We start from the raw sequence: 25,253 nt of genomic DNA on the forward strand, positions 1-25,253 counted from the left end.
ATGTCGATGTGGGGTAGTGCCTCGGAAGGTGCTATCTGGCGACGCGCTTGTTCCCGTCGTGGTCCCGGAACGCGTCGGCCGTGTCCTTGTTGCCGATCTGGAAGTCCGCGGCGGCGTTTCGCAGGGCGCCGGCGACGCCGTGTTCGAGCAGACCTTGGACGTGGCGCATCTGGGCCCGCCAGCGATCCTCGAACGTGTCGAAGGCGGCGGCGCAGTCGAATCCCTTGAGGCTGCCCTTGACCTGGCCGGTCTCCTTGATGGCCTGATTGTCGGCCTTCGCGAAGCTCCTGCGCGTGCCATCGGCCTTGTCGGCCATGTCGCGGAGCACCTTCGAGGTGACCTTGAGCTTCTCCTTGGGGGAGGCGGCGCCGCCGTCGTGGAAGGTGTTGATCTGCATGCGGGTCGCCTGGCGCTCGGCCGCTTGTGTGCGGAGCGCTGCCCATTGCTCGTCGAACGACACGGTCTCCCCTGGTGGCGCGTCAACTTCGGTGATGACAGGCGTCAATGGCCGTTAAAGTAGCGCGTTCCGTACCCGTGGCGCACGGTCGATTCAGCAACTATTTGGTCTCCAACTGCGGGGTAAGCCAGCCGAGTTGGACGAGCGGGGTGCCGCCCTTGCGGGTGATCAGGGTGGCGCGGCCCGGGGGGAGGCGGCGGGGGCGGATGCCGCCGAGGAGGTCGCCTTCGCCGGGGTCGCCCGAGAGGATGACGCCCTGGGCGCCCAGTTCCTTGACGCGCTGGAGGAAGGGCTCGTACGAGGTGCGCGAGGCGCCGGCCGTGCTGCGGGCGATGATGAGGTGGACGCCGACGTCGCGGGCGAAGGGGAGGGCGCTCAGCAGGTGGTCCAGGGGGTTTCCGGCGCTCGTGGCGACCAGCTCGTAGTCGTCGACGATGACGAAGAACCGCGGCCCGCTCCACCAGTCGCGGGCACGGAGCTGTCGCGGGGTGACGTCGGGGCCCGGGGCCCGGTGTTCCATCAGGGCGCTCAGCGCGTCCATGTGCATTTCGAGGGCGGGGGCGGCCGGGGCGTACTCCAGGAGGTGGGATTCCGGGACGGCCTCCAGGAGGGTGCGGCGGTAGTCGCCGACGACGATCCTCGCCTCGTCGGGGGTGTACCGCTCGCAGATCTGCCGGGCCAGGAGGCGCAGCAGGGACGTCTTGCCCGACTCGCTTTCGCCGAAGATCAGGCAGAAGGGGGCGGTGTCGAAGTCGAGGAAGACCGGGGCGAGGCTGTTCTCGTCGATGCCGATCGGCAGGCCGAGGTGCGGGTGGTCGAGGGGCTTCGGGAGCTGGTCGGCGGGGAGTTCGCGGGGGAGGACGCGGACCTCGGGGGCGGCGGGACCGGGCCAGTGGGCGCTGACCGCGTGGACCAGGGCGGAGGTGGCTGCGGCCGCTGCCCTGGCAGAGGCCGCCGCCCCGGCGGTGGCCGCTGCCCCGGCGGTGGCCGCTGCCCCGGCGGATGTCGCTCCTCCGGCAGAGGACGCTCCCCTGGCAGAGGCCGCCCCTCCGGCGGCAGCCGGTTCCGCGGCGGCAGTCGGGTCGGTTCCGGCCGCCGGGTCGGTCTCGGCGGTGGCGGCCAGGCGCGGCTGCGCCGCCAGGAAGTGGAGGCCTTCGGCGGTCTGGCCGCGGCCGGGGACGCCCACCGGCACGTTGGCGGCCGTCCTGCGGTTGAAGTCGGAGTCCAGGGGGTCGCCCAGGCGCAGCTCCAGGCGGTTCAGGAACTGGTCCTTGAGCGCCGCTCGCACCTCCATGGAGCGGGAGGCGGTCAGGATCAGGTGGACGCCGTAGCCGAGCCCGCGGGTCGCGAGGTCCATGACCAGGCCCTCCAGCGCCTCGTGCTCCTGCTTGAAGGCGCCCCAGCCGTCGATGACCAGGAAGACGTCGCCCCAGGACTCGTCGGGAAGCTCGCCGACCGCCCGCTGCTTCCGGTACGTGGCGATCGAATCGATGCCGCGCGTGCGGAACAGTTCCTCGCGGTCGGTGAGTACGCCGGTGACCTCGGCGACCGTACGGCGCACCCGCTCCGGGTCCAGCCGTGAGGCGACCGTGCCCACGTGCGGCAGGCCCGCGATCGCGGACAGTCCGCCGCCGCCGAAGTCCAGGCCGTAGAACTGGGCCTCGCGCGGGGTGTGGGTGAGGGCGAAGGACGCGATGAGCGTCCGTAGGAGGGTGGACTTGCCGGACTGGGGGCCGCCCACCACCAGCAGGTGGCCCGCGGCGTCGGAGAAGTCGCGGTAGAGAACCTCGCGCCGCTGCTCGAAGGGCTTGTCGACCAGCCCGACCGGGGCGATCAGGTCGCCGGGACGCGCGTAGTCCGGCGCGTGCAGACCGCGGGCCGGGGAGACGGCCAGCGGGGGAAGCAGCTCGTCGAGCGCGGGGGACACGTCGAGGGGCGGCTGCCACACCTCGTGCGCTGCCGGGCCCTGCCCCTCCAGCCGACGGACGATCACATCCAGCACCGTGTCGGACAGGGCGTCGTGCGACCGGGCGTCGTCCGGCCGGGCCGTGCCCCCGGTGGGGGCGGGGGAGGCGTACGAGGCCGGGACCGGCTTCGCGGTGAACAGCGCGGGCCGCCGGTCGAGCGGGGGCCCGCCGTCGCCGCCGTCCAGCGCCGGGTCGTAGGTGCGGTACGCGCCCGAGACATACGCCGCCTTGAAGCGCACCATCTCGTCCGTACCGAACTTCAGGTAGCCGGAGCCGGGCAGCGTGGGCAGGTGGTAGGCGTCCGCCACACCCAGCGCGGCCCGCGACTCCGTGGCGGAGAAGGTGCGCAGGCCGATGCGGTACGACAGGTAGGTGTCCAGGCCGCGCAGCCTGCCCTCCTCCAGGCGCTGGGAGGACAGCAGCAGATGGACCCCGAGCGAGCGGCCGATGCGCCCGATCTGGATGAACATTTCGATGAAGTCCGGCTTGGCGCTGAGCAGCTCGCTGAACTCGTCGATGATCAGGAGGAGGGTGGGCAGCGGCTCCAGCGGGGCGCCCGCGGCCCGCGCGCGCTCGTAGTCGTGGACGTTGGCGTAGTTGCCCGCACCGCGCAGCAGCTCCTGGCGGCGCTGGAGTTCGCCGCGGATGGAGTCCTCCATGCGGTCCACGAGCGTCAGGTCGTCCGCGAGGTTGGTGATGACCGCGGAGACGTGCGGCAGCTCCGCCATGCCGGTGAAGGTCGCGCCGCCCTTGAAGTCCGCCAGGACGAGGTTGAGGTGTTCGGAGGAGTGGGTGACCGCGAGCGCCAGGACCAGCGTCCGCAGCAGCTCCGACTTGCCCGAACCGGTGGCGCCCACGCACAGCCCGTGCGGGCCCATGCCGCCCTGCGCGGCCTCCTTGAGGTCGAGCATCACCGGTTCGCCGTCCTCGCCGACCCCGATGGGGACCCGCAGCCGTTCGGCCGTCGTACGGGGGCGCCAGGCCCGGGTGGCGTCCACGGAGGCCGCGTCGCCGAGGTCCAGGAGGTCGGTGAAGTCCAGTTCGGCCAGCAGCGGTTCGTCCTGGTCGCCGCCGGCGCCCATGCGCAGCGGCGCGAGCTGGCGGGCCAGCGCCTCCGCCGCCTCCAGCGGGAGAGTGTCCGGCTCGCCTTCGTAGACCAGCCCGGCGGCCGACCGGAGGACGAGCCGCCTGGGGCGTACGTCGACTGACAGGCTGCCGCGCGGCTCGTCCAGCTCGCCCGGCACCACCTCGATGACGGTGACGCCCTGTATGCCGTCCGCGTGAGCCAGCAGCGCGTCGGCCGCGACCGTGCCGCCGTCCAGGACGACGACCACATGGCGCGCGTCGAGGACCGGCGGGCCGTCGGGGTCGAACCGGGGGCGCCCGGCGAGCGGGCCTCCCGGGCCGTCCGCGGACAGCAGCGCCTCCAGCTCGTCCGCGTCCCGGCAGAACAGCCGCCGCGTGCCCGCCCCGTCCAGGGCGCCGGGGACCTGGGTGTGCGGCAGCCACTTCGTCCAGTCCCAGCGTGCGACGGCGTCCGGGCCGCCCGCCAGGACGGCCACGGCCAGGTCCTCCGGTGCGTGGAAGGCGACGAGCTGGCCGACCAGGGCGCGCGCCGTGCCCTGCGCGGTGTCCGCGTCCCCGGCCACCGTGAGGTGGTAGAAGCGGCGCAGCGACACCGCCACCGGCAGCCCGTCCACCGCCCCGTGCAGCATCAGGAACCTCTGCATCGCGCCCGCCGCCAGCGGCTCCAGCTCGTCGATGGGGGCCGTGGTCGGGGCCACCAGCGGGGTCGACAGCTGCTGCGGGCCGACGCCGACCCGGATCTGGCCGAAGTCCTCGTCGCCCAGCCTGCGTTCCCACACCCTGCCGCCGTCGGCGACCATCGCCCAGAGCTGGTCCGGCGCCGGGTGCAGATACAGCAGCACGTCGAGCTGGGTACGGGCGGTACGGCGCACACCTCGCCGGGTGTGCGCGAGATACGTCAGGTAGTCCCGGCGCGCCCCCGCCGTCCGGCCTTCCGTGCCGCGCCGGAAGCGCACGATCTGGGCGGCGACGGTGGCGAGGGCCGACACCAGCATCATCCAGCCCATGACGCGCATGAAGGGCCCCGCGCCCGAGTTGAAGAAGTAGACCACCGAACCGCCCATGCCGAGCAGCGGCAGAAGCTGCGTCAGCAGGCCGCCTTGCTCCGCTCGCGACAGCTCCGGGGGCGCGGTGAGCTGGAGTTCGTCCGTGGGCACATCGGGCGGCAGCGCCCGGGGAGGACGCTTGACGACAATCTGGCTCACCGGGCGGTCAGTCCCCCCTTATTCAGCTTCCCTGCACAGAGCAAGATCTGGTACACGTCACGCCGGTGCCGCGATGACGTCGTCCCCCGAACCCTGTGAGCCTATCGCTACGCCCCGTCACCGCAGGGGACGACCCCCTGGGGCCTTCGCGGGGAGCCTCCGCGGGGAAAGCCGCCGCACACGCCGAGGGGGCGTACACCGGCCGGTGTACGCCCCCTCGGCGCGCATCGCGCGAACCGCGCTCCGCGCAGGTGCTCAGTGCACGTGCTCAGCGCACGTCGAATTCCCCGTCCCGCGCGCCGAGCACAAAGGCGCGCCACTCGGCTTCCGTGTAGCGCAGCACCGTCTCGGGGTCGGCCGAGTTGCGCATGGCCACGGCCCCGTTCGGCAGATAGGCGATCTCCACGCGTTCTTCGGTGGTGCTGCCCGGCGCACTGAGCCACTCGACACCGGAGATGTCGAGGGCGTACAGCTCTGCCTTCTCTTTGGCGTCAGCCATCGGTGGAGAACCCCTTCGCATTACCGCGGGAACAAACCCGCAACCACAGCCCTTGACGGACAGTCTCTTCCACCGGTGTGCACGGCGGCAATCGAACACCGTCAGTACGGACCGGAAGGAGGCGTCCCGGAGCCGCCGGGTAGGGTTGGCTGCCGCGCGCATGACATTGACACGGGCAGGAGAAGCGGTTCAACGAGGGGGCCTTGCACGTGAGTACGTTCGCCACGACCGATGTCGGCGCGGGCACAGCCGCAGGTACAGGCGACGCAGACAGCGGAGCCTGAGTCGTGGCTGATGTGCCGCACCTTCCCGTCGGCGGCGGGAGGCGCTCGTGGAACCGCTGAGCCGGGACGACCCGCGGCGGATCGGGCCGTATCACCTCATCGCGCGGCTGGATCCGGGGGAGGGGGACGCCGCGGCGGCGGCGCGGTGCTTCGTCGCGCGCAACGGCGGTGGCGACCGTACGGTCCTCCTCAGCGCACCGCCGTTGGCGTCGGCGGACGACACCGGGTACCGGGAACGGTTCCGGGCGGAGGCGGAGAGCGCGCTGCTGCTGGCCGGTGCCTCGCGGTGCCGCTGGATCGTGCCCGTCGCGGAGGTCACGGGCGACGGTACGCGCGTAGGCAACGGTACGCGCCCGGGTGACGGTACGCGCGCCGGTGGCGGTACGGAGCCGCCGTGGAGCGCGTCCCCGTATCTTCCGATGCTCCCGCTGCCCGCCGCGCTGGAGGCGCATGGAGGGCCGCTGCCGCTGCGTACCGTACGGGCGCTCGGCGCGGCGCTGGCCGAAGCGCTGGATCAGGTGCACGAGGCGGGGTTCACGCATGCCGGGGTCGCGCCGGGCACGGTGTTCCTGGCGGGCGACGGCCCCCGGCTGGCCGGGTTCGGCGCCGTCCGCGCCGCCGGGCCGGACGGTGCGGCGCGGACCGGGCTGCCGGGGCTGGACGCCGACGCCCTGCCCCCGGAACAGCTCGCGGGCGGTCGGCCCCGCCCGCTGGGGGACGTCTTCGCGCTGGGCTCGGTGCTGGCGTACGCCGCGACGGGGCAACACCGGCCCGAAGCGGACGCGCTGCCGCCGGAGTTGAGGGACACGCTGCGCTCGTGCCTCGCCCCGGACCCGGCGGACCGCCCGACGGCGCGGGCGCTGCTGGACGAGCTGATGCGCGGCGTACGCGCCCCGCTGCCCGCCGCGAGCGCGGCCCGGACACCGGCGGGGGTGATGCCCTCGGTCGTCGACGGCGCTTCCGGCGGTCCGTCCGCGACGCATGGCGGCGGGCCGGGGGCGACAGCTCTGGACGCCGGGATCAGCCGGGCCGCGGGCTTGCTGGGACCGGGCTGGCTGCCCGGGCGGTTGATCATCGCGCTGTCCGAGCAGTCCTCGACGGTGCTGGCGGCCGAGATCGAGCCGGACCCGGTGCCCGAGGCCGAGGCCGGGACGGCGGCGGGCGCGCTGTCGGCGGAGGTTGCGGAAGCGTTCGGCGGGACCGCCGCGGGGACGTCCGTGTCCCCGGAGGTCCTCAGCCCCTCTCGGCGTTCCCTGCTCGTGGGCGCCGCCGGAGGCGCGGCGGGTCTCGCCGTGGGCGGCGGCGTCACCTGGGCGGTGACGGAGCCGGACCCGCCCGCGCCGCCGACCCCGGCCCAACGCCTCGCCGCCGCCCGCCCTTCGCGGCGGCGTACGGAGGGCGCGCCGCCCACGCCCGCGTGGCGCTACGACATCGAGGGCGCGGCCCCGGTGTACGCCCCGCTCATCTGGCGTGACGCGGTCGCGGTCATCACGGGGGAGCGGTTCGTCGCGGGGATCGACCTACGGACCGGCAAACGACTCTGGACGCAGGACGGGCTCCGGCCGAAGGGGCAGCCCTGGGCTGGCGGCGGGGACGCGCTGTTCGTGCCGGGGGACGGGATCGCGGCGCTGGAACCGCGGACCGGGCGTATCCGGTGGCAGTCGAAGGAGTTCCGGCGGGGCACGCCGACGTCCTTCGCGGGGCTGCTCGCCGTCGACGGGACCACGGTCTGGTTCACGGCGGAGGCCCGGGGCGGGACGGCGGAGACCGGTGGCCGGGTCGTCGTCGCCTACGACATCGGTCAACGGCACGAGCTGTGGCGCGCCCGCCTTCCGGGTGGTTTCTCCGAGGGACGCCTTCTGAGGGACGCGTTCGTGCTGAGGGGTGCCCGAAAAGGAGCCCAGCAGGCCCTGGCCTTCGGCCGGACCACCGGAAAGAAGCTCTGGCAGCGGGTTTATCCCGGCGTGGGCGCAGAAGGGCTGGTCACCACCGATGGTGACCACACCCTGATCGCCGCCGTCGGAGCCACCTTGCGGGGGTTCGAGGCGACAGAGGGCGCCAAGGGGCTCTGGTCCGTCGCCTCTGTCGGTGAGGGCGCCGAAGGCCACCGCGCCGACTTCGGGCTCCCGTTCGTGCGCGGCAGGACCGCGTACGCCGGTGACGGCGGCTACGCCCTCCACGCGATCGAGGCGGCGACCGGCCGGATCCGCTGGCAGCGCACCTATGGCTTCGGCACGCAGGGTGTGCCGGCGCGACGCATCCCCGAACCGGTGGTCACCCCTGAGGGGCACCGGATCCTGATGGCCGGGTCGCTGGGGGTGAACGCGTTCGACACCGAGGACGGGGCGTTGCTGTGGCGCTTCACCGACGTGAGCCCGGCCAGGGAGCCGGAATCGACGCGCCGCAAGGTGACGGCCACGGACGACCACGCCGTCGTGATCGGTCACAAGAGCGTGTACGCACTGCCGTTGGACTAGGGGAAGGGCATATGGAATCGCCGCACGTCGACGGCAGGGCCGGTGCGACCGACCACGATGGTACGGAGCGGATCGGCCCGTACCGCGTCCTCGCCCCATGGGACGGGAACAGGAACGGCGCGGCCGAGGACGCGCGCCGCTGCGTCGCGCGTGACGACCGTACGGGCCGCACCGTCGTCCTGACGCTGCCGCACGCGGCGTTGGCCGACGATCCGGCCTATCGGGTGCGGTTCCGGGCGGAGGCCGAGAACTCCCGTCGGCTGGGCGGCCGTTGGACAGCCCCCGTCGCCGGGATCGCTCCGACCGACGCCCGGCTTGTCTGGGTCGCCCACGACTGCTTCCCCGCCCTCACGCTCCCCGCGGCGCTGGCCGCGCACGGCGGCCCGCTCCCGGAGCCCGTGGTCCGGGCGCTGGGCGCGGCCCTCGCCGAGGCGCTGGCGGGCGCGCACGCCAACGGCCTGGTGTTCGCCGGGATTTCGCCGGGCGCGGTGCTGCTCACCAACGACGGCCCGCGGCTGACCGGCTACGGGTTGGTCCGGGCCGCGGCGCTGGACCGGATCGGGCGCGCGGGACTGCGCGGCGTGGACCCCGCCGCCCTGCCGCCGGAGCAGCACGCGGGCGAGCTGCCGCGGCCCCACGGTGACGTCTACGCGCTCGGCGCGGTGCTGGCCTACGCCGCGACGGGCCGGGCGCCGGGCGACACTGGAGCCGTCCCCGACGGGGCCGCGGCGCTGCCGGAGGCGCTTCGGGCGGCGGTCTCGGCCTGCCTGTCCGCGGACCCCGCGCACCGACCCCGGCCCGCTGACCTGCTTCAGGCGCTCCGTACGCCCACGGGCCCGGGCCACGGCCTGCCGGAGCCCGTGGCGACAGCCCTCGCCGAACAGGCCGCGCGCCACCCCGTGGAGGTGGTGCCGGACGAGACGGAGCCCACCGGCCGGGCCGCGGGCCGCGGGCCGTCCCGGCGTTCGCTGACCATCGGCGGACTGGCTGGGGTTGCCGGGCTTGCCCTGGGGTCGGGTGGGGTGGCCGCCTGGCGTGCGACGGCGGACGACGGGCCCGGCCGCCCGGCTCCGCTGTCCGTGCGCGGGACCGCCCCCGCCCCGCTGTGGCGGCGTGACATCGATTTCGAACTCGAAGGCCCGCCCGTGCTCTGCGGCGGGAAAGTCGCCCTGATGGTGGGCACGAGTACGGTGACGGCGGTGCGGCTGCGGGACGGCAAGAAGCTCTGGACCCGCCAGAACATGTGGTCCGCGGACGAGCTCATGCCGCTCGCCGGAGGGCTCTTCCTGAATCCCAGCGGTACCACGGGCGATAGCGTGTTCTCGGCCGTCGCGGTGCGCACCGGAAAGGTCACGTGGACCGAGCGGAAATACGACGGGAGGAAAAACCCCGCGTTCTTGAGCCTCTTGGCGACACACGGAAATACGCTCTGGTTCCTTGCCGGGGGCGGAGGGAGATCCACCGACCGCGTGAAGCCGGTGGTGATCGCCTATGACCTCGAGAAGCGCGCCGAGCTGTGGCGCACTCCGCTTCCCTCCGCGGGCTCGGCAGGCGGCGAGCAGGATTCCGGAGTGCTGCTCGACGGCGCCCTCATCGTCGAGAACAACGGCCTGCCGGGCAGCGACCCGATCGGGAGCGAGGAGAAGCCCTGGTCGTACGCGGCGCTCCGGCAGCGGGACGGCAAGAAGCTGTGGACGCGTACCTATGACGGAGTGAGCACCGACGAGCCGGGGGCCTTCCGGACCATCGCCCCCGGAGGTCTGCTGATCGATTGCAAGGACAAGACCGTCCGCGCCCATGACCTCACCAGTGGCAAGCGGCGCTGGCTGTTCACGACCAAGGGATACACGTACACCAAGCCCGCCGTCCGCAGCCGCACCCTCTGTGTCACCGACGAGGACAGCGTCACCTACGCCGTCGACACGCGCACCGGTGATCTGCGGTGGCGGCGCGCGGCGACCGTCGGGGCCGCGGATGCGATGCGCTACAGCGAGACCGTGATCAGCCATGCGGGCCGGACCGTGCTCCAGGCCAACGCCTCCGAGGTCGAGGCGCTCGACGCGGCCGACGGATCGCCGCGCTGGCGCTTCGCCCCTGTGGGCAGCGGCCAGGGCGCCGGCGGCTTCGGCGGCTATGTGGACACCGCGCCCGGTCTGGCCCTCGTCATGAACGGACGTTTCCTCTATGCACTGCCGGTGGACTGATTCGTACATGGCGCATCCCCTCACCCACGACGACCCTCAGCGGCTCGGTTCGTACGCCCTCGTCGCCCGCCTCGGCAGCGGCGGCATGGGCACCGTCTACCTCGGCCGTTCGTCCGGCGGGCGCACGGTCGCGCTGAAGACCATGCACCGGCAGTTCGCGGCGCAGACCGAGTTCCGCACCCGCTTCCGGCTGGAGATCGACGCCGCCCGCGTCATCGGCGGACAGTACGGCGCCCAGGTCGTCGACGCCGATCCGCTCGCCCCGACGCCCTGGCTCGCCACCGAATACGTCCTCGGCCCGCCGCTCGACGACGCGGTGGCCCTCTGCGGCGCGCTGCCCGAACCGGCCGTACGGGCGCTCGGCGCCGCCCTGTGCGACGCGCTCGCCCAGCTGCACCGGTCCGACGTCGTACACCGCGACCTGAAGCCGTCCAACGTCCTGCTGACCGCCCGCGGTCCCAAGGTGATCGACTTCGGCATTGCCCGGGCGGCGGGCGACGACCGGCTGACCCGTACGGGCGCGGCGGCCGGAACGCCCGCCTATATGTCGCCGGAGCAGGCGGTCGGCGGCGAACACCCACCGGCAGGCGACGTCTTCGCCCTCGCCGGGGTGCTGGTCTTCGCGGCGACCGGCCGCCCGCCCTTCGGTAGCGGACAGCCCGCGGACCTGCTCTACCGGGTGCGGTATGCGGAGCCGGACCTGACCGGCGTGCCGGACGGGCTCCGCCCGGCCCTGGAGCAATGCCTCGCCAAGGACCCGGCGCGGCGCCCGGGCACGGCGGAGCTCGGCGCGCTTCTCCACGACGGCGCCGCCGACGGAACCGGCGACATAGTGGACCGCCTTCCCGACGTGGTGCTCGCGGACATCGCGCAGCGCAGCGCGGCCGTATGGGAGCTCCAGCCCTCCCGACTGCCCGCACCGGAGGAGGAATTCACCACCCTGACGTCCTCGTCGCGACGGCCCCGCGTCACCCGCCGCAGCCTGCTCACCCTCGGCGGCGGCGTGCTCGCCGCGGGCGGCGCGGCTGGCGCCTGGGGCCTGCTCGCCCCCGATGACGACACGGCGGGCCCCGCGCGGAAGAAGCAGTCCCAGACCACTCCGGGAGGAGCGCCGCGCCTGGTGTGGAAGGCATCCGTCGAGTTCGAGGGCACCGGAGACATCGTCCCGCTCCCGGTCGGAGACGACGTGGCGCTGGTTGCCGAGGGCCGCCTGCTCTGCGTCGATGCGAGAACCGGCGAGCGGCGCGCGGAGAGCGAGCTGGTGGGTGACCCGGAGACCGTATTGTCGGACGGTGAGCGGCTGTTCGCGCTGGACGGCAGCGACCCGCAGCACCTCGTCCCCGTCGACCTCACCACGGGCAGCTTCCGGGCGCCGCTGGCCCGGCTCGACGGCCTCGACGCACTGGAGACGCGCCTGGTGATCGCGATCGGCCGCTCCCTGGTCCTGGAAGGGAAAACCCGCAAGGGCTGGGTGCGGTTCGCCGTCGACTCCCGGACCGGCAAGGAGGTGTGGCGCCGCCGGATGCCCACGCCGGCCGACACCTTCGACGACCTGACCGTGACCCCCATGGGCTCGTCGTATCTCCGCACACAGGGGGAGTCGGTCTCCCGGATCGACGCCCGCACCGGGGCGACCCGCTGGTCGGTGCGGGTCCCCAAGAAGAACACGGGCGGTCTGTGGGCGGGGAGGCGGCATGCCGTCTCCCCGGACCACCTGTTCCTCGGCGCCGAGGAACTGCTCGCGCTGCGGCTCTCCGACGGCAGGACCACGTGGAGATTCGGCAAGGGCCGGAAGATCGGCAAGGACTACGACCCGTCGGCCGACCACTACGGCCCGCCGGTCTTCAAGGACGATGTCGTCTACACGACGGAGCGCGACAACGGCCTCATCGCCTTGGACGCCCGCGGCGGCCGTCTGCTGTGGGAAGAGGACAAGGCCACCGCGTCGTCGCTCTCCTTCGCCGCCAACTCCACCGTGAGCGGGAGGTACTTCTACGCTTCGCCGGACAACGACGCACAGTGGATCGCCGCGATCGACCTGCGGGCCCACCGCGTGGCCTGGACCTTCCAGAGCCCCCTCGGCGACCGGGGCGGCGTATCCCCGACGATCATGACGCTCCCCAAGGCCAAGCGGCTCATCGTCGTGCGCGGTACCGGCGTGTGCGCCCTTCCACTCGACGCGTAGTGGACGCGTAGACGAGCAGCGCCGGGCCATCCGCTCATCGACCATCCCCACCCCACTTCAGGAGCCCCATGAACCCCCTCGGCATCGGCGACCCCGTCCGCCTCGGCCCGTACCGCCTCACCGGCGTGCTCGGGGCGGGCGGTATGGGTCAGGTGTACCTCGGGCGGGACGCTGCGGGCCGGACCGCGGCCGTCAAGGTGCTGCGGCCCGAGCTGGCGCACGATGCGGAGATGGCCCGGCGCTTCCTGCGCGAGGCGTACGCGGCGCAGGCCGTGCGCAGCGGCGGGGTGGCGCGGGTGCTGGCGGCGCAGACCGAGGGCGGACGGCCCTGGATCGCCACGGAGTTCCTGGTGGGCCCCACGCTCGACCAGGCCGTCGAGCGCTACGGGGCCCTCGGCGAGCCCGCCGTCAGGGCGCTGGGCGCGGCGCTGGTGACGACGCTGCGGGAGATCCACGGGGCCGGTCTTGTGCACCGCGACCTCAAGCCGTCGAACATCGTGCTGACCTCCCGCGGCCCCAGGATCATCGACTTCGGCATCGCCCGCCCCGAACACGGCCTCACCCTCACCACCACCGGACAGTCGCTCGCCACCCCCGGCTACGCCGCGCCCGAACAGGTGCTGGGGCGGCGGACCGGGCCCGCGGGGGACGTGTTCTCCCTCGGCGTGGTCCTGGCGTACGCGGCGGGCGGACGGCCGGTCTACGAGGGCGGGCACGTGGCCGCCGTGCAGTACCAGGTGGTGCACGGCGAACCGGAACTCGGCGCGGTGCCGGAGGACATACGGGCCCTGGTCGCCCCCTGCCTCGCCAAGGAGGCTGCGGAGCGGCCCGCCCTCGACGCGATCGCCGGGGCGCTCGCGCCGCCCCGCGGCGCCGACCGCGCCTGGCGCACCGGACCGCTCGCGGAGGACATCGCACGGCGCGAGACGGATGCCCGCCGGATGGCCACCATGCCCGGCGACGAGCCGTCCCGCCCCACCCGGCGCAGGCTGCTCACCACCCTCGCCGCGGGCGGCACGGTGCTCGCGGGGGGCGCCGGGGCCGGGGCGTGGTGGCTGCTGCGCGGCGACGGGGACGCGGCGGACGGTACGCGGCCCTGGGACGGGAAGCCGCTGGCGAAGTACGAAGAGGGCGTTGCGCCCGTGCCCCTGTGGGGCCCTGTCGACATCGGCTCCCTGGACCGCGCCGACCAGGCCGTGCCCGCGCCGCTCCCCGTCCGTGATCTCGTCGTCGTCCCGGCCGAGGACGGCCGGCTGCGCGCCTATGGCGTACGCGACGGAAAGCCGCGCTGGACCTCGAAGATCACCGGTCTGACGGGACGCGCCCTCGCGGTCCCCGGCGATCCCGGGAACACGGACGGCAGCGGTGGCACGGTCCTCGCCGCCGACACCGAAGGCGCGGTACGGGAGCTGCGTGCCGCGGACGGCAAGCAGCGGTGGCAGGCGGCCCGGGCGAACGCGCGCGCCCTGCTCGCAGCCGACGACCGGGCCGTCTACCTCACCACCCGCGACGGCCGGATCCGCGCCGTATCGCTCGCCTCCCGCGCCACCCTGTGGACCGCGCCGGGGCCGGAAGGCCGGACCGCCCCCGCCGCGGTGGCGGCGGGTGACCGGCTGGTGGTCCACGGTGCCGACGGCAAGGTGACCGGGCACGACACCGCCAGCGGCAAGGCCGTCTGGCACCGCGACGGGCAGGGCTCCACCCCCCTCGCCCCGGCCGCCGCCGACGGCACGGTCTATCTGGGCGGGCGTACCCTCGCGGCACTCTCGCTCGCGGACGGCAAGGAGAAGTGGGCACGCGCCGCCACCGGCGATCTCGGCTGGAGCGCGCCGGCCGTGCACGACGGTGTCGTCCACGCGGTCGACGCGACCGACCTGACCGCCCACCGGGCGTCGGACGGTTCGGACACCTGGACGGTGACCGTCGCGTCCGAACAGCATCCGCTCGCGCCGCCGGTGGTGCAGGGCAACAGCGTCTGGGCGATGATCGACGACCTCGGTCAGCGGGGCATCGTGGCCGTGGACGCCCGCAGCGGAAGTGTCGCCTGGCCGTACGCGCAGGGCGGCGCGGGCAGCTGGCGACTGACCGGAGCCGGAAACCGGGTCTTCCTGCTGCACAACGAGAAGCTGACAGCCATGCCGGTGTTCTAGAAAGGCCCCGGCCCTCCGGTCCGTTACCCGCCTGCATCGTGGGCTCAACCCCGCGGTGATCCCAGGCTGATTGATTCACCGCCACACCGACGCGATCATTCGGAGACACCCTTGGACAGCGACGCGCTGGACGCGTACATACGGGCCCGACTGGCACTGGCCGGGGTCGACATCGACCAGCTCCCCGACGTGGCCGACCCCGAGACCGGCACCCCCACCCGGGCCGTGATCATGGTGGCGCTGCGCGAGTTCGTCGCCACGACGCCTGGCGCGCTGGCCGAGTGGACACCGCCGACGGGTGTCGTGGGCGGCGCGCTGGGGGCGGCGTACGCGCAGCAGGAGGCCGCCCCGCTCGCGTACCCGTCGATCACCACCGCCTGGACCGGGGAGGCGGACGGCTGATGGGCCGGGACCTCAACCGCCGTACGTTCCTCGCCGCTTCGGCCGCCGCCGGGGCCGGTGGTGCCCTGGCCGCGTCCGCCGCGCCGGCCGCCGCGGCCCCGGCCCGTACGCCCGACGCGCCCGCCGCCCCCGAGGCGCCCCCCGCCCCCGACGCGCCCGCCGTCGACGTGCCCGACCTGCCGGTGCGGGAGGCGGCGCGGCACGACCCCACGGAGGCCACGCTCGCCGAGGCCGTCGTCCTGATCCGCACCGGCCGCCTCACCTCCGCGGATCTCGTCCAGGCGTATCTGGACCGGATCGAGAAGTACGACAAGACCTACCAGGCGTACGCCGAGGTGACCGGGAAACAGGCGCTGCTCGCGGCCTACGCGGCAGATCGGGCGAACCGCAGCGAGGACAGAAAGCCCGCGCCGCTGGCCGGGGTTCCGCTGTGCGTCAAGGACAACTACTTCACCAAGGGCGTGCCCACCCGCGCCAACTCCTTCATCTTCGAAGACTTCGTGCCGGTCACCGACGCCACCGCCGTCGCCCGCCTCAAGGAGGCGGGCGGCATCCTGCTCGGCAAGGGGCAGATGGGACCGCTGGCCACCACCCGTGCCACCACGCCCAACGGCATGATCACCACCGTCAACGCCTGGACGCCCGACAACCCGCTCACCGACCCCGGCGGTTCGTCCACGGGACCGGCCTGCGCGGTCGCCGGCCGGATGGCGTCGTCCTCCATCGGCACCCAGACCGGCGGCTCCATCGTCAACCCGGCCAACCGGCAGAACCTCACCGGGCTGAAGCCCACGATGGGCCGGGTCTCCCTGAACGGCGTCATCCCGCTGTCGTACACCCGGGACCACTGCGGTCCGATCGCCCGCGACGCGATGGACGCGGCGATCATGCTGACCGTCATGGCAGGGCCCGACGCCGAGGATCCGCGGACCCGGGGCCTGCCGCGGCTGCCCAACCTGGTGCGCGCGGCCACCCCCGTGGTCTCGCCCAAGGGGAAGGTACGGCTCCGCCGGCGCACCCGGATCGGTGTGCCGCCGGGGTTCACCGACGGCATCGCCCGGCGCTCGGCGCTCCTGGACACCCTGGCGGACCTGCCCGGCGTCACCCTCGTGGAGATCCGTTACCCCACGGACTGGTCGCTGCTGACCGGTGGCGCGTTCAACGCCGCACGCCTGAGCGAGCGGACCGAGCCGTTCCGGCACTGGCTGCGCAAGGATCTGACGAAGTTCGGCGTCTCGGTGCTGAGTTGGCTCCAGGGGCTGATGCTCTCCGGCGATGAGTGGATCACCGCGCAGCGCGCCAAGCACCACTTGCTGCGCGCGGTGCTCGACGGTCCGTTCGACCACTGCGACGTGCTGCTCCAGACCAGCCCGGTACCGTTCGACATCCTGGGCCTTCCGGAGATCGGCTTCCCCATCGGCTTCACGGCCGGCATACCGACCGGCGCGATCCTCGGCGGCGCCCCGTACGAGGAGGACCGTCTGCTGGAGGTGGTTGCCGCCTATCAGGCCGTCACCGACTGGCACCGGCGGCGTCCGGCGGATCCGGTCCTGGAGCCCGTCAAGCGGGTCGTCCGCCCGCTGCTGACCGCCGTGGAGGCCGCGGCGGCCAGTGCCTGAGGTTGCCTCCGGAGCCGGGTCCGGACACTGGTACTCTGTGTGCTGGCCGTTTGCGTACGCGCCCCCGGAGCCTTCCCCGAAGGTCCTGGAGACAGCGCCCAGCGGACCCCGCCTTCCGAGTCACGGAAGATCCCCTGAGACAAAGACCAGGGGCACTCGGCGGCTGAAACAGAGAACCAAGGAGTACGTGTGTCGCTCGACGCCGCTACGAAGAAGCAGATCATGACCGAGTTCGCCACGAAGGAAGGCGACACCGGCTCCCCGGAGGTCCAGGTCGCGCTGCTTTCGCGCCGCATCTCCGACCTGACCGAGCACCTCAAGACCCACAAGCACGACCACCACTCCCGCCGTGGTCTGCTGCTGCTGGTCGGCCAGCGCCGCCGGCTGCTCCAGTACCTGGCGAAGAAGGACATCACGCGCTTCCGTGCGCTGGTCGAGCGCCTCGGCATCCGTCGCGGTGCGGCGGGCGCCAAGTAAGTCGTCGTGAAGGGAGCGGTCCCCGCGTCAGCGGGCCGCTCCCTTTGCCGTACGCGGCTCCTTGCGGCCGTACGCGGCTCATCGCGCCGCCTCGCGCGGCCCCGTGCGGAGCGTATTTTGTCCGCTACGTCCCGTACGCGCCAGACCACACAGCCATCGTGATGATGGCCGAAGCTTTGTAGTCTGGTCCCAACAACGCCATAACGCACGAGGAGGAGCGCCTCATTCCCGCCGCTCCGGCGCCATAGGAGCCGGTCCTCGGTAGTGGCTCCCGGAACTGGCAATTCCGGTGGCTTCGATCGAAGACCGGCCCGGCCGCCGGACAGCAAGGCCCGGAGGCGCTGCTCCACCACCGTCCACCGTCATACGGACGGGGACGCAGAAGAGGAGATTTCCCTGGTGGAGAACGAGACCCACTACGCCGAGGCCGTCATCGACAACGGCACCTTCGGCACCCGCACCATCCGTTTCGAGACGGGCCGCCTGGCCCGTCAGGCCGCCGGCTCGGCCGTGGCCTACCTGGACGACGACACCATGGTGCTGTCGGCCACCACTGCTTCGAAGAACCCCAAGGACCAGCTCGACTTCTTCCCGCTGACGGTCGACGTCGAGGAGCGGATGTACGCCGCCGGGCGCATCCCCGGCTCGTTCTTCCGCCGTGAGGGCCGCCCGTCCGAGGACGCGATCCTCACCTGCCGCCTGATCGACCGCCCGCTGCGCCCGTCCTTCAAGAAGGGCCTGCGCAACGAGATCCAGATCGTCGAGACGATCATGGCGCTCAACCCCGACCACCTCTACGACGTGGTCGCGATCAACGCCGCCTCCTGCTCCACCCAGCTCGCGGGCCTGCCCTTCTCCGGCCCCATCGGTGGGACCCGGGTCGCCCTGATCAAGGGCCAGTGGGTGGCCTTCCCGACCCACAGCGAGCTGGAGGACGCCGTCTTCGACATGGTCGTCGCCGGCCGGGTCCTGGAAGACGGCGACGTCGCGATCATGATGGTCGAGGCCGAGGCCACCCAGAAGACCATCCAGCTGGTCAAGGACGGTGCCGAGGCGCCGACCGAGGAGATCGTCGCGGCCGGCCTCGAGGCCGCCAAGCCGTACATCAAGGTGCTGTGCAAGGCCCAGTCGGACCTCGCCGCCAAGGCCGCCAAGCCCACCGGTGAGTTCCCGGTCTTCCTGGACTACCAGGACGACGTCCTGGAGGCGCTGACCGCCGCCGTCCGCGACGAGCTGTCCCAGGCGCTCACCATCGCGGGCAAGCAGGAGCGCGAGGCCGAGCTGGACCGCGTCAAGGGTCTGGCCGCCGAGAAGCTGCTGCCGCAGTTCGAGGGACGCGAGAAGGAGATCTCCGCCGCGTACCGCTCGCTGACCAAGTCCCTGGTGCGCGAGCGCGTCATCAAGGAGAAGAAGCGCATCGACGGCCGCGGCGTCACGGACATCCGTACGCTCGCCGCCGAGGTCGAGGCGATCCCGCGGGTCCACGGCTCGGCGCTGTTCGAGCGCGGCGAGACCCAGATCCTGGGCGTCACCACGCTGAACATGCTCCGCATGGAGCAGCAGCTCGACACGCTCTCGCCCGAGACGCGCCGTCGCTACATGCACAACTACAACTTCCCGCCGTACTCCACCGGTGAGACCGGCCGCGTCGGCTCCCCGAAGCGCCGCGAGATCGGCCACGGCGCGCTGGCCGAGCGGGCGCTGCTGCCGGTGCTGCCGACGCGCGAGGAGTTCCCGTACGCCATCCGCCAGGTCTCCGAGGCGCTCGGCTCCAACGGCTCGACCTCCATGGGGTCGGTCTGCGCCTCCACGATGTCGCTGCTGAACGCCGGTGTGCCGCTGAAGGCCCCGGTCGCGGGCATCGCGATGGGCCTGATCTCCCAGGAGATCGACGGTGAGACCCACTACGTCACCCTCACCGACATCCTCGGTGCGGAGGACGCGTTCGGTGACATGGACTTCAAGGTCGCCGGCACCAAGCAGTTCGTGACCGCCCTCCAGCTGGACACCAAGCTGGACGGCATCCCGGCCTCCGTCCTGGCCGCGGCCCTCAAGCAGGCCCGGGACGCGCGGCTGCACATCCTCGACGTGATGATGGAGGCCATCGACACGCCGGACGAGATGTCCCCGAACGCGCCGCGGATCATCACCGTCAAGATCCCGGTGGACAAGATCGGTGAGGTCATCGGCCCGAAGGGCAAGATGATCAACCAGATCCAGGAGGACACCGGCGCCGAGATCACCATCGAGGACGACGGCACGATCTACATCGGTGCCGCCGACGGCCCGGCCGCCGAGGCCGCCCGCGCGACCATCAACGGCATCGCCAACCCGACGATGCCCGAGGTCGGCGAGCGCTACCTGGGCACGGTCGTGAAGACCACCACCTTCGGTGCCTTCGTGTCCCTGCTCCCGGGCAAGGACGGGCTGCTGCACATCTCGCAGATCCGCAAGCTCGCCGGTGGCAAGCGCGTGGAGAACGTCGAGGACGTGCTCGCGGTCGGCTCCAAGGTGCAGGTCGAGATCGCCGAGATCGACCAGCGCGGCAAGCTCTCGCTGCACCCGGTCATCGAGGGCGAAGAGGACGACGACGAGGCGAAGGCCGAGGCGAAGCCCCAGACGAAGGACGAAGCCGCCAAGTGACGTCCCGCGACGACGTGACGACGGCCCGCACCTCCTCGGAGGGGCGGGCCGTCGCCCGTACCCAAACGCTTCTCGCGGGCGAGAACGGCATCGGGACGGTCCGCAGGACCACCCTCCCGAGCGGCCTGCGCATCCTCACCGAGACCCTGCCGTCCGTGCGCTCGGCCACCTTCGGCATCTGGGCGCACGTGGGCTCCCGCGACGAGACCCCCACGCTGAACGGCGCCACCCACTATCTGGAGCACCTGCTCTTCAAGGGCACCCGGCGGCGCAGCGCACTGGACATCTCCGCCGCGATCGACGCCGTCGGCGGCGAGATGAACGCGTTCACCGCCAAGGAGTACACCTGCTACTACGCACGGGTGCTCGACACCGATCTGCCGCTGGCCATCGACGTCGTCTGCGACATGCTGACCGGCTCGGTGATCGATGCGGCGGACGTGGACGCCGAGCGCGGCGTCGTCCTCGAAGAGATCGCGATGACCGAGGACGACCCGGGCGACTGCGTCCACGACCTGTTCGCGCACACCATGCTCGGCGACACCCCGCTCGGCCGCCCGGTCCTGGGCACCGTCGACACCGTCAACGGGCTCGGCCGCGATCAGATCGCCCGCTTCTACAAGAAGCACTACGACCCGACCCACCTGGTCGTCGCCGCCGCGGGCAACGTCGACCACGACACGGTCGTCCGGCAGGTCAGCGACGCGTTCGAGCAGGCGGGCGCCCTGACCCGCAGCGACGCGGAGCCGGTCGCCCCGCGCTCCGGTTCCCGGGCCATCCGCACCGCGGGCCGGGTCGAGCTGCTGAACCGCAAGACCGAGCAGGCGCACGTGATCCTGGGCATGCCCGGCATCCCGCGCACCGACGACCGGCGCTGGGCGCTCGGCGTGCTCAACACGGCGCTCGGTGGCGGCATGAGCTCCCGGCTCTTCCAGGAGGTCCGGGAGAAGCGCGGCCTCGCCTACAGCGTCTACTCCTACAACTCCGGCTTCGCCGACTGCGGCCTCTTCGGCGTCTACGCCGGCTGCCGTCCGAGCCAGGTGCACGACGTCCTCAAGATCTGCCGCGACGAGCTGGACCAGGTCGCCCGCGACGGACTCACCGACGAGGAGCTGCGGCGCGCCATCGGCCAGCTCTCCGGCTCCACGGTGCTCGGCCTGGAGGACACCGGCGCGCTGATGAACCGCATCGGCAAGAGCGAACTGTGCTGGGCCGACCAGATGTCGGTGGACGACATGCTGGCCCGGATCCAGTCGGTCACCCCCGACGAGGTGCGCGAGGTGGCCCGCGATGTACTGGGGCAGCGTCCTTCGCTGTCGGTCATCGGCCCGCTGAAGGACAAGCAGGCGGCCCGGCTGGACGAGGCCGTCGCCTAGCCGGAGAAGCCGCCGGCCGGAGAAGACGCCAGCCGGAGAAGACGAAGGAAGAGGAACGATGAGCAAGCTGCGCGTGGCCGTCCTCGGTGCCAAGGGCCGGATCGGCTCCGAGGCCGTACGAGCCGTCGAGGCCGCGGAGGACATGGAGCTGGTCGCCGCGCTGGGCCGGGGCGACAAGCTGGAGACCATGGTCGAGGCGGGCGCCGAGGTCGCCGTCGAGCTGACCGACCCGGGCTCGGTGATGGGCAACCTCGACTTCTGCGTACGGCACGGCATCCACGGCGTCGTCGGCACCACCGGCTGGACCGACGAGCGCCTCGCGCAGCTGCGCGGCTGGCTCGACGGCTCGCCCCGCACCGGCGTGCTCATCGCCCCGAACTTCTCCATCGGCGCCGTGCTGACCATGCGCTTCGCCCGCCAGGCCGCGCGCTTCTTCGAGTCGGTCGAGGTCATCGAGCTGCACCACCCCAACAAGGTGGACGCCCCCTCGGGCACCGCGGCCCGCACCGCCCAGTTGATCGCCGAGGCCCGCCGCGAGGCCGGCTGCGCCCCGCAGCCGGACGCGACGTCCACGGCGCTGGACGGCGCGCGGGGTGCCTCGGTGGACGAGGTGCCGGTGCACTCGGTACGGCTGCGCGGGCTCCTCGCCCACCAGGAGGTCCTGCTCGGCGGCGAGGGCGAGACCCTCACCATCCGCCATGACTCGATCCACCACAGCAGCTTCATGCCGGGCATCCTGCTCGGCGCGCGGCGCGTGGTCACCACCCCCGGCCTGACCTTCGGCCTGGAACACTTCCTCGATCTGGACTGAGGGCACACCGGTGCGCGCAAAGATCACGTATTTCGTCCTCGCGGCCGTCCTGGTCGTCTACTTCGTGCTGGTCGGCGACCGCGGGGTGCTCCTCATCCAGCAGGGCACGCCGGTGACCATCGCCTACGGCGCGGCCGTGCTGGTGCTGCCGCTCATCGGCGGCTGGTTCCTGTGGCAGACCACCCAGTTCGCGCGCAACGCCGATCGGCTCGCGCGCGAACTGGACGCCGAGGGCGGACTTCCGGTCGACGAGCTGGTACGGACGCCCGGCGGGCGCATCGACCGGGACTCGGCGGACGCGGTCTTCGCGAAGCGGCGGGCCGAGACGGAGGCGTCGCCGGAGGACTGGCGCTCCTGGTTCCGGCTCGCCATCGCGTACCACGACGCCCGCGACACCGCCCGTGCCCGCAAGGCGATGCAGCGCGCCATCGCCCTCCACGACGGCAAGCCGGTCCGGGCCGACAACAGCTCCTAGCGCCCGTGCCGGGCCGCCCACCCGTCGAGGGCGTCGGCGGCCGCCCGGAAGGCCTCGGGACGCCCGAGGAAATCGGTGTCGTGGCTGGTGATCAGGGTCAGCGGGGTGCCGCCCGACGTCCGCTCGGCGAGCACCACCTGACCCTGCACGGTGCGCGGCAGCCCCAGCCAGCGAACCGGCTGCTGGACCGTGCGTATCGACGCGACGTCCTGCCAGGCGACCGTGGTGGAGGTGATCAGCCCGGTCCGCCGCAGCTCCCGCGCGTTCACCCGGACGCCCGCCCCCACCATCCGCACCGCGAAGGCGATCACCAGCGCCGCCGCGGCGACGCACACCCCCGCGGCGGAGCCGGAGCCCGCCAGGACGATGATCAGCGCCGAGAAGAGGAGATACGAGGCGAGCAGCAGGAGCACCGCCGCCCCGCCGACCCTCCAGGGACCCGGCCGGTACGGACGGCGCCGGCGCTCCGGGTCCTCGTAGGCGACATCGGCATACGTGACGTCGGTACGCGTGAGCGGGGCCGCTTCGGGCCCCGCTCGGTCGTCGTCATGTGCGCGGTCTGCTGTCAGGAAGGGCAGTGGCACGGGATGTCCTCACTCACACACACGTCCAGATGGTCTGTGCTGAGTGAGGCTATCTCAGTGCAGCTCAGCGCCCGTTCGAGGCCTCCTGCACCTGCTGGGCAGGGTGCGATTGGCTGTCGAGTGCGGGCATCCCGAACATCAGAGCGCCGACGAACCCGGCGACGATCGTCAGCCCCATCAGCGTCCGGCCGGTTATCTCGGTCCGGGACGCCCGGGGACGGGGCGGAGGGGTGACATTACTGCGGAAACGGTCGGCTTCGGCGACGAAGGCGAACGGTACGGGCTCTCGCCGGCGGAACATGAGCGGGCTCTCCTTGGAACCTCGAGCGCGGGCACTTCAGTGTGTAGGACGTGTGAACGACCGTCCTGGTGCCCTGTTTCAAGAACTTCAGTCAAAATTTTCTGCGGGGATCCGGCGGTGCGGCTCTGTCGGTGGTGGCCCGTAAGCTGGGCCCGCCCCGAGCGATGCGATATGGAAGGACCCGTCGGTGAGCGAGACCCCCGCCGAAACCCCCGCCGAAACCCCGGCCGCGACCCCGGTCGAGACCGAGAAGGCCAGTTTCCGCAGCGATGTGACCGTCGAGCTGGTGAAGCACAGCGCCGCCGACTCCGACGTCCTGTGGGCCGCGAGGGTGTCCACCGCGGGTGAGCAGTCCCTCGACGAGCTGACGAAGGACCCGGAGCGCTCCAAGGGCCTGATCAACTTCCTGATGCGCGACCGGCACGGCAGCCCGTTCGAGCACAACTCGATGACCTTCTTCATCAGCGCCCCGATCTTCGTCTTCCGCGAGTTCATGCGGCACCGCGTGGGCTGGTCGTACAACGAGGAGTCCGGTCGCTACCGCCGCCTGGAGCCGGTCTTCTACGTGCCCGGCGAGGACCGCAAGCTGGTCCAGCAGGGCCGCCCCGGCAAGTACGAGTTCGTCGAGGGCACCCCCGAGCAGCACGCGCTGACCGGCCGCGCGATGGAGGACGCCTACCGGCACGCGTACGAGGCGTACCAGGAGATGCTGGCCGCCGGGGTCGCCCGCGAGGTGGCCCGCTCGGTGCTCCCGGTCGGTCTGTACTCCTCGATGTACGCGACGTGTAACGCACGCTCGCTGATGCACTTCCTGGGCCTGCGCACCCAGCACGAGCAGGCCGCGGTGCCGTCCTTCCCGCAGCGGGAGATCGAGATGGTGGGGGAGAAGATGGAGGAGGCGTGGGCCGGGCTGATGCCGCTCACGCACGCCGCCTTCAACGCCAATGGCCGGGTGGCGCCGTAACGCGGGCGAAGTGTCCGTATTGCGGCGTTTCGAGAAGTTCATCTAGGCTGAACAAAGGGACCCGGTACTGCTTGAACCCCCGAGCAGGCAGTGCCGGGTCCTCTCTGGTGACGCTGTTCCGGCGCCCCGAGGGAGCGCCGCGGGGCGCGCTACGAGTAGCGTGGTGCCCATGGCACCGACATCCACATCGCAGACCCCTTTCGGGCGGGTGCTGACCGCCATGGTCACGCCATTCACCGCTGACGGAGCGCTCGACCTCGACGGCGCCCAGCGGCTCGCCACTCATCTGGTGGACGCCGGCAATGACGGCCTGATCGTCAACGGCACCACCGGCGAGTCCCCGACCACCAGCGATGCGGAGAAAGCCGAGCTCGTACGAGCCGTGGTGGAGGCGGTCGGCGACCGCGCCCACGTCGTAGCCGGAGCCGGCACCAATGACACCGGGCACAGCGTCCAGCTCGCCCGCGCGGCGGAGCAGGCGGGTGCCCATGGCCTGCTCGCGGTCACCCCGTACTACAGCAAGCCGCCGCAGGAAGGCATCTTCCGCCACTTCACCGCCATCGCGAACGCCACCGGCCTGCCGGTCATGCTCTACGACATCCCCGGCCGCAGTGGTGTCCCGATCAGCACCGAGACGATGGTCCGGCTCGCCGAGCACCCGCGCATCGTCGCCAACAAGGACGCCAAGGGCGACCTCGGGCGTGCCAGCTGGGCCATCGCACGCAGCCGCCTCGCCTGGTACTCCGGCGACGACATGCTGAACCTGCCGCTGCTGTCGGTCGGCGCCGTGGGCTTCGTCTCCGTGGTCGGCCACCTCGTCAGCCCGGAACTGCGCGCGATGCTCGAAGCCCACCTCCAGGGCGACGTCGCGAAGGCAACGGAGATCCACCAACAGCTGCTCCCGGTCTTCACCGGGATGTTCCGCACCCAGGGCGTCATCACGTCGAAGGCCGCGCTCGCCCTCCAGGGCCTGCCCGCGGGGCCGCTGCGCCTGCCGCTCGTGGAGCTGACCCCCGAGGAAACGGAACAGCTCAAGCGCGATCTTGCCGCTGGCGGGGTACAGCTCTAGTCAAAGACGCGATAGTCG

18 protein-coding genes are annotated in these 25,253 nt (G+C 72.3%); 13 read left to right on the plus strand and 5 right to left on the minus strand.

The window, feature by feature from the left end:
• Window positions 1–31: 31 nt before the first annotated feature.
• From HYQ63_RS30770 to HYQ63_RS30780, 3 genes are all read right to left on the minus strand, one after another.
• Window positions 32–460 (minus strand): hypothetical protein, encoded by a 429-nt coding sequence (locus HYQ63_RS30770; protein WP_179937078.1) that lies wholly within the window; start codon window positions 458–460, stop codon window positions 32–34.
• Window positions 461–557: 97 nt separating this feature from the next.
• On the minus strand, window positions 558–4,715 hold the full coding sequence (gene eccCa / locus HYQ63_RS30775; protein ID WP_257232256.1) for a type VII secretion protein EccCa: 4,158 nt from the start codon (window positions 4,713–4,715) through the stop codon (window positions 558–560).
• 268 nt (window positions 4,716–4,983) lie between these two features.
• Window positions 4,984–5,214, minus strand: coding sequence for a DUF397 domain-containing protein (locus tag HYQ63_RS30780; RefSeq protein ID WP_055556888.1), 231 nt, complete (start codon window positions 5,212–5,214; stop codon window positions 4,984–4,986).
• A gap of 331 nt (window positions 5,215–5,545) precedes the next feature.
• Between HYQ63_RS30780 and HYQ63_RS30785 the strand changes: the two genes are divergently transcribed.
• The 11 genes from HYQ63_RS30785 to HYQ63_RS30835 all read left to right on the plus strand — a co-directional run bounded on the left by HYQ63_RS30785 (window position 5,546) and on the right by HYQ63_RS30835 (window position 22,317).
• The gene (locus HYQ63_RS30785; protein WP_179937079.1) at window positions 5,546–7,975 is read left to right on the plus strand and encodes a PQQ-binding-like beta-propeller repeat protein; all 2,430 of its coding nucleotides are present in this window, start codon (window positions 5,546–5,548) and stop codon (window positions 7,973–7,975) included.
• Window positions 7,976–7,986: 11 nt separating this feature from the next.
• Complete coding sequence (locus tag HYQ63_RS30790; RefSeq protein WP_179937080.1) at window positions 7,987–10,179, plus strand: PQQ-binding-like beta-propeller repeat protein; 2,193 nt, start codon at window positions 7,987–7,989, stop codon at window positions 10,177–10,179.
• 7 nt (window positions 10,180–10,186) lie between these two features.
• Window positions 10,187–12,364 carry a PQQ-binding-like beta-propeller repeat protein gene (locus HYQ63_RS30795; protein ID WP_179937081.1) on the plus strand — a complete coding sequence of 726 codons (2,178 nt, stop codon included), beginning with the start codon at window positions 10,187–10,189 and terminating at the stop codon, window positions 12,362–12,364.
• A 68-nt stretch (window positions 12,365–12,432) separates the two neighbouring features.
• Window positions 12,433–14,514, plus strand: coding sequence for a PQQ-binding-like beta-propeller repeat protein (locus HYQ63_RS30800; RefSeq protein ID WP_179937082.1), 2,082 nt, complete (start codon window positions 12,433–12,435; stop codon window positions 14,512–14,514).
• Between the two features lie 111 nt (window positions 14,515–14,625).
• Window positions 14,626–14,916: a hypothetical protein gene (locus HYQ63_RS30805; RefSeq protein ID WP_179937083.1), complete on the plus strand. Its 291-nt coding sequence runs from the start codon at window positions 14,626–14,628 to the stop codon at window positions 14,914–14,916.
• Entirely contained in the window at window positions 14,916–16,535 is a 1,620-nt protein-coding gene (locus HYQ63_RS30810) for an amidase (RefSeq protein ID WP_179937084.1), read from the plus strand. The genes HYQ63_RS30805 and HYQ63_RS30810 overlap by 1 nt, the downstream gene beginning before the upstream one ends.
• A gap of 189 nt (window positions 16,536–16,724) precedes the next feature.
• On the plus strand, window positions 16,725–17,012 hold the full coding sequence (gene rpsO / locus HYQ63_RS30815) for a 30S ribosomal protein S15 (protein ID WP_009714645.1): 288 nt from the start codon (window positions 16,725–16,727) through the stop codon (window positions 17,010–17,012).
• Between the two features lie 399 nt (window positions 17,013–17,411).
• A complete protein-coding gene (locus HYQ63_RS30820) occupies window positions 17,412–19,655 on the plus strand; it encodes a polyribonucleotide nucleotidyltransferase (RefSeq protein ID WP_179937085.1) in 2,244 nt (747 codons plus the stop codon).
• On the plus strand, window positions 19,652–21,031 hold the full coding sequence (locus HYQ63_RS30825) for a pitrilysin family protein (protein WP_179937086.1): 1,380 nt from the start codon (window positions 19,652–19,654) through the stop codon (window positions 21,029–21,031). The genes HYQ63_RS30820 and HYQ63_RS30825 overlap by 4 nt, the downstream gene beginning before the upstream one ends.
• Window positions 21,032–21,089: 58 nt before the next feature.
• The gene (gene dapB, locus HYQ63_RS30830) at window positions 21,090–21,842 is read left to right on the plus strand and encodes a 4-hydroxy-tetrahydrodipicolinate reductase (protein WP_179937087.1); all 753 of its coding nucleotides are present in this window, start codon (window positions 21,090–21,092) and stop codon (window positions 21,840–21,842) included.
• Between the two features lie 10 nt (window positions 21,843–21,852).
• On the plus strand, window positions 21,853–22,317 hold the full coding sequence (locus tag HYQ63_RS30835) for a tetratricopeptide repeat protein (protein ID WP_179937088.1): 465 nt from the start codon (window positions 21,853–21,855) through the stop codon (window positions 22,315–22,317).
• On the opposite strand, the gene HYQ63_RS30840 is transcribed toward HYQ63_RS30835, so the two are convergent.
• Window positions 22,314–22,901 carry a hypothetical protein gene (locus HYQ63_RS30840; RefSeq protein WP_179937089.1) on the minus strand — a complete coding sequence of 196 codons (588 nt, stop codon included), beginning with the start codon at window positions 22,899–22,901 and terminating at the stop codon, window positions 22,314–22,316. The two genes, HYQ63_RS30835 and HYQ63_RS30840, sit on opposite strands and share 4 nt — an antisense overlap.
• Window positions 22,902–22,965: 64 nt before the next feature.
• Window positions 22,966–23,202 (minus strand): hypothetical protein, encoded by a 237-nt coding sequence (locus HYQ63_RS30845; protein WP_123100985.1) that lies wholly within the window; start codon window positions 23,200–23,202, stop codon window positions 22,966–22,968.
• A 187-nt stretch (window positions 23,203–23,389) separates the two neighbouring features.
• Between HYQ63_RS30845 and thyX the strand changes: the two genes are divergently transcribed.
• Window positions 23,390–24,166, plus strand: coding sequence for an FAD-dependent thymidylate synthase (gene thyX / locus HYQ63_RS30850; protein ID WP_179937090.1), 777 nt, complete (start codon window positions 23,390–23,392; stop codon window positions 24,164–24,166).
• Window positions 24,167–24,335: 169 nt separating this feature from the next.
• Window positions 24,336–25,235 carry a 4-hydroxy-tetrahydrodipicolinate synthase gene (gene dapA, locus HYQ63_RS30855; RefSeq protein WP_179937091.1) on the plus strand — a complete coding sequence of 300 codons (900 nt, stop codon included), beginning with the start codon at window positions 24,336–24,338 and terminating at the stop codon, window positions 25,233–25,235.
• The last annotated feature ends 18 nt before the right edge of the window (window positions 25,236–25,253 follow it).

This window comes from Streptomyces sp. Rer75 (assembly GCF_013414305.1).
Classification (GTDB): domain Bacteria; phylum Actinomycetota; class Actinomycetes; order Streptomycetales; family Streptomycetaceae; genus Streptomyces; species Streptomyces himastatinicus.

Excerpts from the sequence above, each read along its gene's own strand:
- dapA (WP_179937091.1), top strand. The coding sequence starts at position 24,336 with ATGGCACCGACATCCACATCGCAGACCCCTTTCGGGCGGGTGCTGACC.
- HYQ63_RS30810 (WP_179937084.1), top strand. The coding sequence starts at position 14,916 with ATGGGCCGGGACCTCAACCGCCGTACGTTCCTCGCCGCTTCGGCCGCC.
- HYQ63_RS30780 (WP_055556888.1), bottom strand. The coding sequence starts at position 5,214 with ATGGCTGACGCCAAAGAGAAGGCAGAGCTGTACGCCCTCGACATCTCC.
- HYQ63_RS30800 (WP_179937082.1), top strand. The coding sequence starts at position 12,433 with ATGAACCCCCTCGGCATCGGCGACCCCGTCCGCCTCGGCCCGTACCGC.
- HYQ63_RS30795 (WP_179937081.1), top strand. The coding sequence starts at position 10,187 with ATGGCGCATCCCCTCACCCACGACGACCCTCAGCGGCTCGGTTCGTAC.
- dapB (WP_179937087.1), top strand. The coding sequence starts at position 21,090 with ATGAGCAAGCTGCGCGTGGCCGTCCTCGGTGCCAAGGGCCGGATCGGC.
- HYQ63_RS30845 (WP_123100985.1), bottom strand. The coding sequence starts at position 23,202 with ATGTTCCGCCGGCGAGAGCCCGTACCGTTCGCCTTCGTCGCCGAAGCC.
- HYQ63_RS30790 (WP_179937080.1), top strand. The coding sequence starts at position 7,987 with ATGGAATCGCCGCACGTCGACGGCAGGGCCGGTGCGACCGACCACGAT.